The following is an 8,772-nucleotide window of genomic DNA, read 5'->3' on the forward strand; positions in this document are numbered from 1 at the left end:
TCGGTCTGGTTGAGTCGGGTCGGGTGCGCGGTGCTCATCAGCCCTACCTTTCTTTTTGGTCCCCGCAATCGTGGATCACGATTCGGGCGGCTCCTGCCGGCAACCCGCCCAACCGGGTGGTGCTGAGTCTGGTCGTGAGCGTGCTGCTGAGGGACGACGCCTTTTACCAGTATCTGCTCGCTCAGGGCGTCGCTTATCGGACATCAACATGTATTGGGAGCCGGTCGGCCGCCACCGTCACCGAGTTTGGCCACGTCTATGAACCTTCGCCACTCGGGACTGCCGTGAGCTCTCGGCCGGTGAGCATTTGGTCGACCACACCGTACTCGATGGCCTCTTCGGCGGTCATCCAGAAATCGCGTTCCGTGTCGATGGCGACCCTGTCATACTCCTGGCCGGTCCGTTCCGCGAGAATACGGTTGATCTGCTCTCGCATCTGCACGATCAACCGGGCCTGGATCTCGATGTCGGATGCTTGTCCTTCAGCACCGCCGGAGGGCTGGTGGAGCATCACCCGGGCATGCGGCAGGATGAACCGCTTGCCCTCGGCCCCGCCGGTCAGGAGCACCGCCGCAGCTGACGCGGCCATGCCCATACACACGGTGCTGACCTGCGGCTTGACGTACTGCATCGTGTCATAGACAGCGAACAGCGATGTGATCTGCCCGCCCGGCGAGTTGATGTAGAGAGCGATGTCCTTGTCGGGATCCTCGCTCTCGAGGTGCAGCAACTGCGCCATGATGAGATTGGCGACCGTGTCATCGATGGGGGTCCCCAGGAAGATGATGCGGTCTATGAGAAGCCGACTGTAGATATCGAAGGCTCGCTCGCCCCGGCTCGTGGTCTCTATGACCGTCGGGACCAGGTAGCTCTCGGGTTTCATTCCTTCACCTCGTCCGCTTCGCCCCCCTCGGAGGGGGCCCAAGTCGCCTACTCTTCGCCAGCCTCGGCGTCTCCGCTCGCCTCTCCCGCCTCAAAGGACCAGAGATCGACAGAACTCCCGTCGTGATCAATCGACTATGTGCTCTCCAACAGAGAAAACAGTGGCTCCTCTTTCAGAATATCACCTCATGCAGTGCGAGCTGATGCGGGTAGCTCCATCTTGAACTCATCCAACCGAACCCGCTCTTCACTCAAGCCATCAGAGAGTGACTTGAGGGCTTCTCGCCGAAGCCGGACTCCGCTCAAGAGCGGATCGAGAACTCGCGAAGCCGAACTGGCCCAGGTGATCTCTGACATCAGGTCGTGCCTGTGTGACAGAATGGGGCATAGCTGTCACCGCAGACGGTCCTCAGGGAGGCACCCATGGCGAAGAAAGACAAGGGCGGAAGAAGCGCCAAGAAAGCCGCGTCCAGCAGCCTGAAGGAGAAACGTCAGGCCAAGAAGGACAAGAAGGCAACCAAGGCCAAGGAGCGGAAACCTCTCTAACACGCTGAAAGCCGCCGGTCGGATTCGCGTCCCAATGGGCCGAGCCATGTCGAGACCCACAGGCCTCGTAGAACAAGCACCCCGCGCGACGCTCGTCGGAGTCGCGCCGGGGGCATAGGTACCCGCACATAACGCGTGGCCCATAGACTGGCGGACTGTACGGAGAGCTGGGAGTGGACCTCACGGCAGCCGGGAATCTTGGGCGCGGCGGAGACTATGGCGGTCCAGAGTCGTTGGGTGTTGTCGGTGGCGGGCCAGGCGACGAGTTCGTCGGTGACGAGCCAGTGGTTTCTGATTCCGAAGGCGGTGTATCCGTCGGCTGAGAGGACTTCGACGGCGGCCCGGTTGTGTCGGTTGGCGATTCGGTGTTGTCCGATCTCGAGGTGTTGGTGGCGACTGTCTCTGATGGCCGGCGGCTTGTTTACTTCGAGGAGTCCCGGTTCGGCTATCTGATGAACGATTGGGGCGGCCCAGAACGCACTGTCTGAGCGTAGGGTTCAAGTCAGGGAGGTGAACGATGAGTGCCGTCGTCATAATCGCGGCAATCGCTGGTCTGTTGCTCGTCAGCACAATCGTGTGGGCCATTAGAGATATGTCCGCAAGCAAGAAGGAAGGACATCCAGCCCCACCTGAGCCAAGGCAGTCTCAAGAGGCAATACAAGCGGCAATACGGGAGCGGCCCCGAGTGGAGAACGGACGAAGAAATCAGGAGGGCCGAGAGAAGGCATGATGACAGCTGACATGCCCCCGACTGAGTGGACACGAACGATTGGGGCGGCCGGGAACGGGCTATCTGACGGACAATTCTTCAGAAAATGTCCCCATTTTGTCCCCATTTGACAATTCGTCGTTCCCGTGGCTTGTAGCCGATACAAGAAGAAACCCCCGTCTACCAGGGGTTTCTTGGTGTCGGAGGAGCGAGTCGAACCCTGACCCCACGGGGCGCTCCGTCAGGCGAGTTCCCACTCGCGGCGTGACCACTCACGGCCAAATCCCTTGCGCTGTCGGCGTTTTCGATGCTCATCGTTTCTCACCGTTTCCCCTCACTTCTCGGCCTCATGTGATGTTCCCGGCCCCAGAAGGCGGACCCATACGCCGGACAGCGTGGGCACGGCGCGTCTGGAAGCCAGCCCTCGAGAAGGCGGGTCTCGTGGTGGGCGATACTGGGATCGAACCAGTGACCTCTGCCGTGTGAAAGTCTCCGAAGGCCTCTTCGCACACCAGAGCGACCAGGGAAAAGGCGATAAGCTGCCAGGTCAGAGACCCATGTAGTGTCTCATCCTCTCGCGCCAGTTCTCGACATTTCTCGGTCTCATGTGGACGCGTTGTGGCTGCGATTTCCAGCACGTGCGGCTGGGCTCCCCGGATGGACTCGGTCCACGAGTCGGCGAATCGGCGATCACCAGGTGCCCCCGAACCGCCCGGCTCGTCCACCCTCGCCTCCGCCCTCGAGAGCGAATCCCCTGAAGGGCACACCGGTCCGTCATCGGGAACGAAGCCCGATGGCTGTCACGGCCTCGAGGCTCGCAGCACATTCACCAACTCGGTGACCTCCCGACCTTGGTAAGGCATCAACGGATTCTGCCCAGTCCCTGTGAGGATATCGGCGACCTTCAACCTGCCGTCACCGCCCACCTCCGCAGCGCCATACGGCGATGAGTAGAAGTTCCACAGTCCGTACTCCTTCGTGTACCTGTCGGACAAGAACAGCAGGTAACGATTCCCGACGTCTGCCTCCGAGATCGGATACGAGTTCGGGATGAGCCGCGAGATGAGTTTCCCGCTGTTGACGTCCCGTAGGGCCGAGGGAACCCTCACCACCAACTCGTCGACACCGCCCCCTTTGATCCACTCGACTGGCCGGAACACCCACCCGTCGTAGACGGTTTCCACGAGAGGATCGACGCCGGCCATCACCTCGTCGCTGTCAGGGGGTTGCACGAAGACCTCGGTCTTGACTCCCGCGAACTCACCGATCAGCACTGCAGTTGAAAGTTCCGCCAGCTCAGAGACCGACCCGATCGGGGAGTAGTAGGCCTCAATCTTCCCGACGGGCACGTCGGCCTGAGCCTGTGTGGTGGACTCGTCGGACGTACCAATCGAACACGCCGCAAGCAACAGCGCAATGATACTGGCGATTGCAGCGCGTCGAATACCCCAACCGCGATCTCTTCTAGTAGTGCCCATTGATCTTCCCTATCTCATACCAGGTGATGATCCCGTTGTTGCCCTCGTCGATGCAACTCTGCCCCGTGTCACCGTGGTCGAACCCGACCCCGTGCGCGATCTCATGGCAAGCGATGTTGTCAAGGGTCGCATTCGAAGCGGTGCGGTTCCTCTCACTCACCCGCATCCGGAACTGGTCACACTTGTGGGCGGTCTGATTCGACCACCTCGCACACGTGATGTCGGCGGCAACGGTCTCATCATCAAGGTTCGACTGCGCCGTGAGGAACCATTCGATGTCGATCCACGTGTAGTACGTGCGATAATAGTCATGAGCAGAGAGCACCGTCTGAGCCCCGTAGTCGTCGTACATCGACGCATGCATATGCCCCAGGAACAGGTAGTAGTCCCCCTCGTTGGACTCGATCGACGTGAAGCTGAAATTCCGATCGTCCGTGTAGCCCTGGCCCGACTCGAAGGGCGGGCCGAACGGCGGACGGTTGCTTCCTGCCAGTGCCACCGGCGCACCAGCGAAGACGATCCCACTCAAGAGCATCAGACCCAGTAGCAGAAGAATCCCGTGGCGAACAGCCGAGTCTTTCCTGACCAATAGACCCACAAGTACCATCCCCTTCCCTGATAGGAGTTGCTACGTCGACTACCATAACCCCCCACCTGAACCTGTCAACCCCCGTATTTCGCGACAAGACGAATGGTTGAATCAGGCCGGGCTTTCGAAGCAGCTCGTGTCCAGATCTGGTCAGCGCTCGGGCCGGATCCGGCGCCCCTGTACACAGATCCCGGTAGGCGAACGGAACCCTGAACCTCCGCCCCACCGACAAGCATGGCCAGGATCGACACGCCGCGAGTGGCGTCCCTCCGTCGAACCCAAGATTGCAGAATACGCCACGGTCGACGACGTCAGGGCGGTGCTCGTACGAGGGTCCAAGCCGCATGACAGGGTTCGCCGCTGCGGACCTTGCAGCGCGATGCCGTGGCCTGACCTACCGGTCTTCTTCCCAGATCCCGAACCTTTGGGTCAGTCTCAGCCGGCGCATTCGATCCCAACAAGCGACACGGATCTGAGTGCCGATGGACGGCAGTGTGGAGTTCGGTGAGACCGGTCGCCAACCGGTCATTCCGGAAGTCCGCGAGGAACTCGGAGTAGAGGTCTTCGACCTCAGACATCTCAGCGTCAGCGCGAACCTGTTCACCTTCGACGGCCGCCAAGGCCACGAGATCGTCTTCGGCTACGACGCGCAGTTCGCCGACCGTCACACCACGACGAGAGCGAAGAGATCCACGGCCTCGAAGACACCCACGAGTTCCCCGCCCACCGCGTCGATCCCTTCGCCCCCGAGGGCGGCCGTCCCCTCTATCCCGAGGGACTCCCTGACCTCATCTCGCGTTCGGCTCCCTGACCGAATCCTGTCGGTTCACCTCATCGCATGCGACATGCTCCCGCCCCTGGGGCGGTTCCGATGTGGACGCGATGTGGACGCGACGCAACCGACGCCGCGATCAAAGAAGGGCGCTGACCTAGAAAACAGCAACGAACACAACACATTCTGCAGTGGGCGCTACTGGGATCGAACCAGTGACCTCTGCCGTGTGAAGGTTTCCGCAGGCCTTGTCGCGCCTGCACAGAATCGCTCTTCCGGCCGTTTTCATGATCCTCGGCGGCCGCAACGACGCCAGGTGGGCTGACGATGGCGCTTTGGTGTCGCCCAAGCATGGATCCACTTGCACCGTGGGCTGGGAACGGACTTCTCGCGGCTGTGAATCTCAGGCTCAGTGTGGCGAGGGCTCGGAATCACAACGAGACCGCGAAAGATAGGCACGGTCGTAGTACCTCCGACCCTTGCCATCTCTGCGGGTGAGTGTGAGTGTTGGTGTGTGGGTTCAGAGAGGCCCAAGAAGAGGAGGTTCATATGAGACGGTCCCTCATACTCATGGTGACGGTCGTGCTGGTCGTCGGCTTGGCCCTTCCCGCGGGGGCCCGAGCAACGAATGGTCCCCTGTCGAGATCAGTCAATGAGCAGCCGATGTATCTGGTGGGGTTCGACTCCGAAGTCGCAGGGGACAACGGGTACACGGTCGTGGAGTTCGCTGACGGATCAGTCTCGTCAGTGTCAAGCGATCTTGCCGCTTCGGTCAAGTCTCCTGCTGACGCCGCTCGACTCGGTGCGCCTGTGCTTCTGTCCCCAGAATCCGTCGGAACCTCGCGAGTGGCCAAGAGCAATGGGTTCGCGGTGGTTGAGTCAAACCCAGAGGTCGTCGCTGGGACCTCCGGAATCTCCTGGATGTACCTTGACGGATTCACGGGCTTACCAGGCAGTAACGGGATTCACGATCTTCAGCAACTGGGCCCCGGCCCTCTGGTACAACTGGTACGCCCAGGGTGGCACAATGAATTCATCCCGCGCACCGGTCCGCTCGCCCAGCAGCGTTCTTGGCAATACGGCTGGATCAGAACCGGCGTTCCGGAAGGTACTTACAAAGCCGAGGTCGTGGATGGTCAGGCGATCTTGGAGGATGGGTCTATCTGCGTGTCAGGGCTTCACTCGTCCACCGACTGGGTACGCTAGAGGGGACAACTATGCGGTGGACCAGCGGCGAGTTTGACTCGGACTCGGCGCAGAGACGTCATGAGGCTCGATTCGCTCACCTGGAGTTCCCAGTCTTCGTGCTGGATCCGCCTGCCTTCGGCATGATTGGCCAGTGGGCGGGAAGCGGCGCGAAGTCGGTCGGCTACAGCGTGCAGCTCCTCGATGGATCAGGCCGTCAGGTCATGGAGGTGACTACCTGGCTGCATGGGTTCGAGGGGGACACGTGGACGTGGGAGGAGTCGGTGGTGCCACCACGACCTCATCCCGGGGAAGACCCGGAACCGGCGTCGAGGCCCGTGACGGTGCTCGTCGATCGACGTGAGGTCGTCGGCGTGCTAGAGGAGTATCGGGGCGAAGGGCTCCGGTTCGGGTGGGCCATCACGGTCATTGAAGGCGGGTATGTGATTGCTGCCCGGGGCGAAGGTGATCCTCCGGTTCGGCTGGCGTTGGCAGCGGCGACCGACATGGGCCCCTACGTTGCGGAGTTCCGCGAGTTCTGGAAACGGACGTACGGGTAGCGTCGGCGGGGAGGAGGTGGCCCAACACCGATGAGAGTCCTGACTGTCCCGTGGTAGAATGTTGCGATATGGACACCATGTTGACAACAGGTCGCCTGGCGGAGCGACTGGGCACCACTCGTTCGCGGGTGCACCGGGCCGTGGCGCAGGGGATCGTGCGACCCAGGACGACCAGCGGTGGTCATCTTCGCTTCACGAGAGCCGACGTAGCCCTGCTGGAACGGCGACTCGGCTACGCGCCCGTGGTCGCCGGACTCAGTCGCGAAGCTGTGCTCGTGGCGGCAGTGCTGCTGGGCCGCCCATTCGGTCTGCGTTCGGCCCGTGCGGTTGCCCGTGCCGCCGGGATCAGCCCCACCACGGCGAGCCAGGCACTGCGGCGACTCGAACAGCTGGCGCTTGTGCGGCGGCGGCGGCGCCGGGTGCTGCTGGGATCTCCGCGCGACATCGAGGTGTGGGAGATCGACGTCCGGAATCGCCGTTGGGACAGTCTGGCACCGGTGCTGGACGACGCGGTGATCCCCGAAACCTCCCAGCCTATGCGTGGTCACCGCCGCGTGCCCATTTGGCTGCGTCACCTGTTCTGGAACACTGACGTCCGCCTCCTCGACGTGGAAAAGGACGCCGCATACATCGCCGGAAGGATCCTGGCGAGCGACGACGTCCAAGCGCATGCCTGGGCGGCCGCGACGCTGCCCGCGGAGGCGTTCCTGCAGGCAGCGCGCATGAGAGCTGTGTCGGCGCGACGAGTGGCGCTCGCCCGCCACCTGGCAGAGGCTAGGTGACCGGTGGCTGTCGACATTCCCTCCCATCTCAAGGCAGTGCTCCCGCCACCGACTCGAGAGGTCTGGCAGGCTCTGGTCGGGAACCTCCCTGGCGGCGCGTACCTCGTGGGAGGCACCGGGATCGCCGCCCACCTCGGACATCGAGTCAGCCGCGATCTCGACTTCTTCGTCGCCGAGCCGTTCGAACCTTATGAGCTGGCGGATAGCCTGGACCAGATCGGTCGGTTCGCTTCCACCCAGATCGCCGCCGGCACCCTCAACGGCTACCTCGGTGAGACCCGCATCCAGTTCCTCGACGCCCGCGACCAACACCCCGTAGATCCGACCATTGAAGTCGGAGGCATACCCGTCGCCGGGCTCCGCGACCTGCTCGCCACCAAGCTCAAGGTCGTCGGCGACCGCGGCGAACTACGGGACTACTTCGACCTGCTCATCCTCGAACGTGACACGGGCCATCGCGTCGAGGAAGGCCTGGCACTCGTGATCGAGCGGTACCGGCCCGCTACACCCGAAGCGGTGGTGCTCCACATCGTGCGAGCGCTCGGCTACCTCGACGATGTTGCCGACGACCCCGGACTACCCGTCGCGCGCGCTGAGATCGAGGCCTACTGGAAGAAACGCCAACCCGAAATCGTTCGCTCCCTCGACTGGCTCACCGGCCTCCAAAACCCACACCAGCGCCCACGAGGCCCCGACCTCTCCAGATAGGCGCCCTAAAGGACGGCCAGACAGCGCGCCCGACCCACTCGAGCGAGGTCCTCCGGTGATCGTCAAGGCCTCTATCCGCACCATGCGGCTACGAGGGTGCCGAGCTCTCGCTCCGGGCGCATGTGACGCTTGCACAGCGGGCCGCTCGGAGTCTTCGACAGCTCAAACGCCGGCTCCATGAGATGAAGCTGGGCCTCACTGGCGGGTTGTCTTCTCGCGGTGTCGGAGGAGCGAACCGAACCATAACCCCACGCGGCGCCCCAGCAGGCGAGTTTGCGCTAGCCGCGTGATCCGCAGTGCCGGTCAGCGACCCCCTGCGTGCTCTTGAGAAGACAAGGCTCTGACATAACCTTCGCTAACCTGTCCCCGGCTTGAAAGGCCGGTTCAGGGGGTTTTCGGCCTGTTTTGCTGACCTGCCTAAACGCCCAGCAATCGCATGTGACCTGGCATTTCGCGTGAATCTCGCTTTGCACCGTTTCGCGTCGTTTCTCATCTGTTGTGGCCCAGGCGTGGCCCAAGATCGGAGCGTTGCTGGTCAGGGGACGCCCAGCTCCGATGTCT

General features: G+C 62.4%; 6 protein-coding genes. 3 read left to right on the forward strand and 3 right to left on the reverse strand.

Annotated elements, in window-relative coordinates:
* Positions 1-256: 256 nt before the first annotated feature.
* The 3 genes from GWP04_11845 to GWP04_11855 form a co-directional block, all read right to left on the reverse strand.
* Positions 257-883 (reverse strand): ATP-dependent Clp protease proteolytic subunit, encoded by a 627-nt coding sequence (locus GWP04_11845; protein ID NIA26246.1) that lies wholly within the window; start codon positions 881-883, stop codon positions 257-259.
* A gap of 2,054 nt (positions 884-2,937) precedes the next feature.
* Positions 2,938-3,615, reverse strand: coding sequence for a hypothetical protein (locus GWP04_11850; GenBank protein ID NIA26247.1), 678 nt, complete (start codon positions 3,613-3,615; stop codon positions 2,938-2,940).
* A complete protein-coding gene (locus tag GWP04_11855) occupies positions 3,602-4,222 on the reverse strand; it encodes a hypothetical protein (protein NIA26248.1) in 621 nt (206 codons plus the stop codon). Before GWP04_11855 ends, GWP04_11850 begins: the two co-directional genes overlap by 14 nt.
* Positions 4,223-6,280: 2,058 nt before the next feature.
* On the opposite strand from GWP04_11855, the gene GWP04_11860 reads away from it, so the two are divergent.
* The 3 genes from GWP04_11860 (at position 6,281) to GWP04_11870 (ending at position 8,211) form a co-directional block, all read left to right on the forward strand.
* A complete protein-coding gene (locus GWP04_11860; GenBank protein ID NIA26249.1) occupies positions 6,281-6,721 on the forward strand; it encodes a hypothetical protein in 441 nt (146 codons plus the stop codon).
* A 68-nt stretch (positions 6,722-6,789) separates the two neighbouring features.
* On the forward strand, positions 6,790-7,503 hold the full coding sequence (locus GWP04_11865) for a hypothetical protein (GenBank protein ID NIA26250.1): 714 nt from the start codon (positions 6,790-6,792) through the stop codon (positions 7,501-7,503).
* A gap of 3 nt (positions 7,504-7,506) precedes the next feature.
* Entirely contained in the window at positions 7,507-8,211 is a 705-nt protein-coding gene (locus GWP04_11870; protein ID NIA26251.1) for a hypothetical protein, read from the forward strand.
* The last annotated feature ends 561 nt before the right edge of the window (positions 8,212-8,772 follow it).

The sequence above is a fragment of the Gammaproteobacteria bacterium genome (assembly GCA_011682695.1).
Lineage (GTDB): Bacteria > Actinomycetota > Acidimicrobiia > Spongiisociales > UBA4744 > BMS3Bbin01.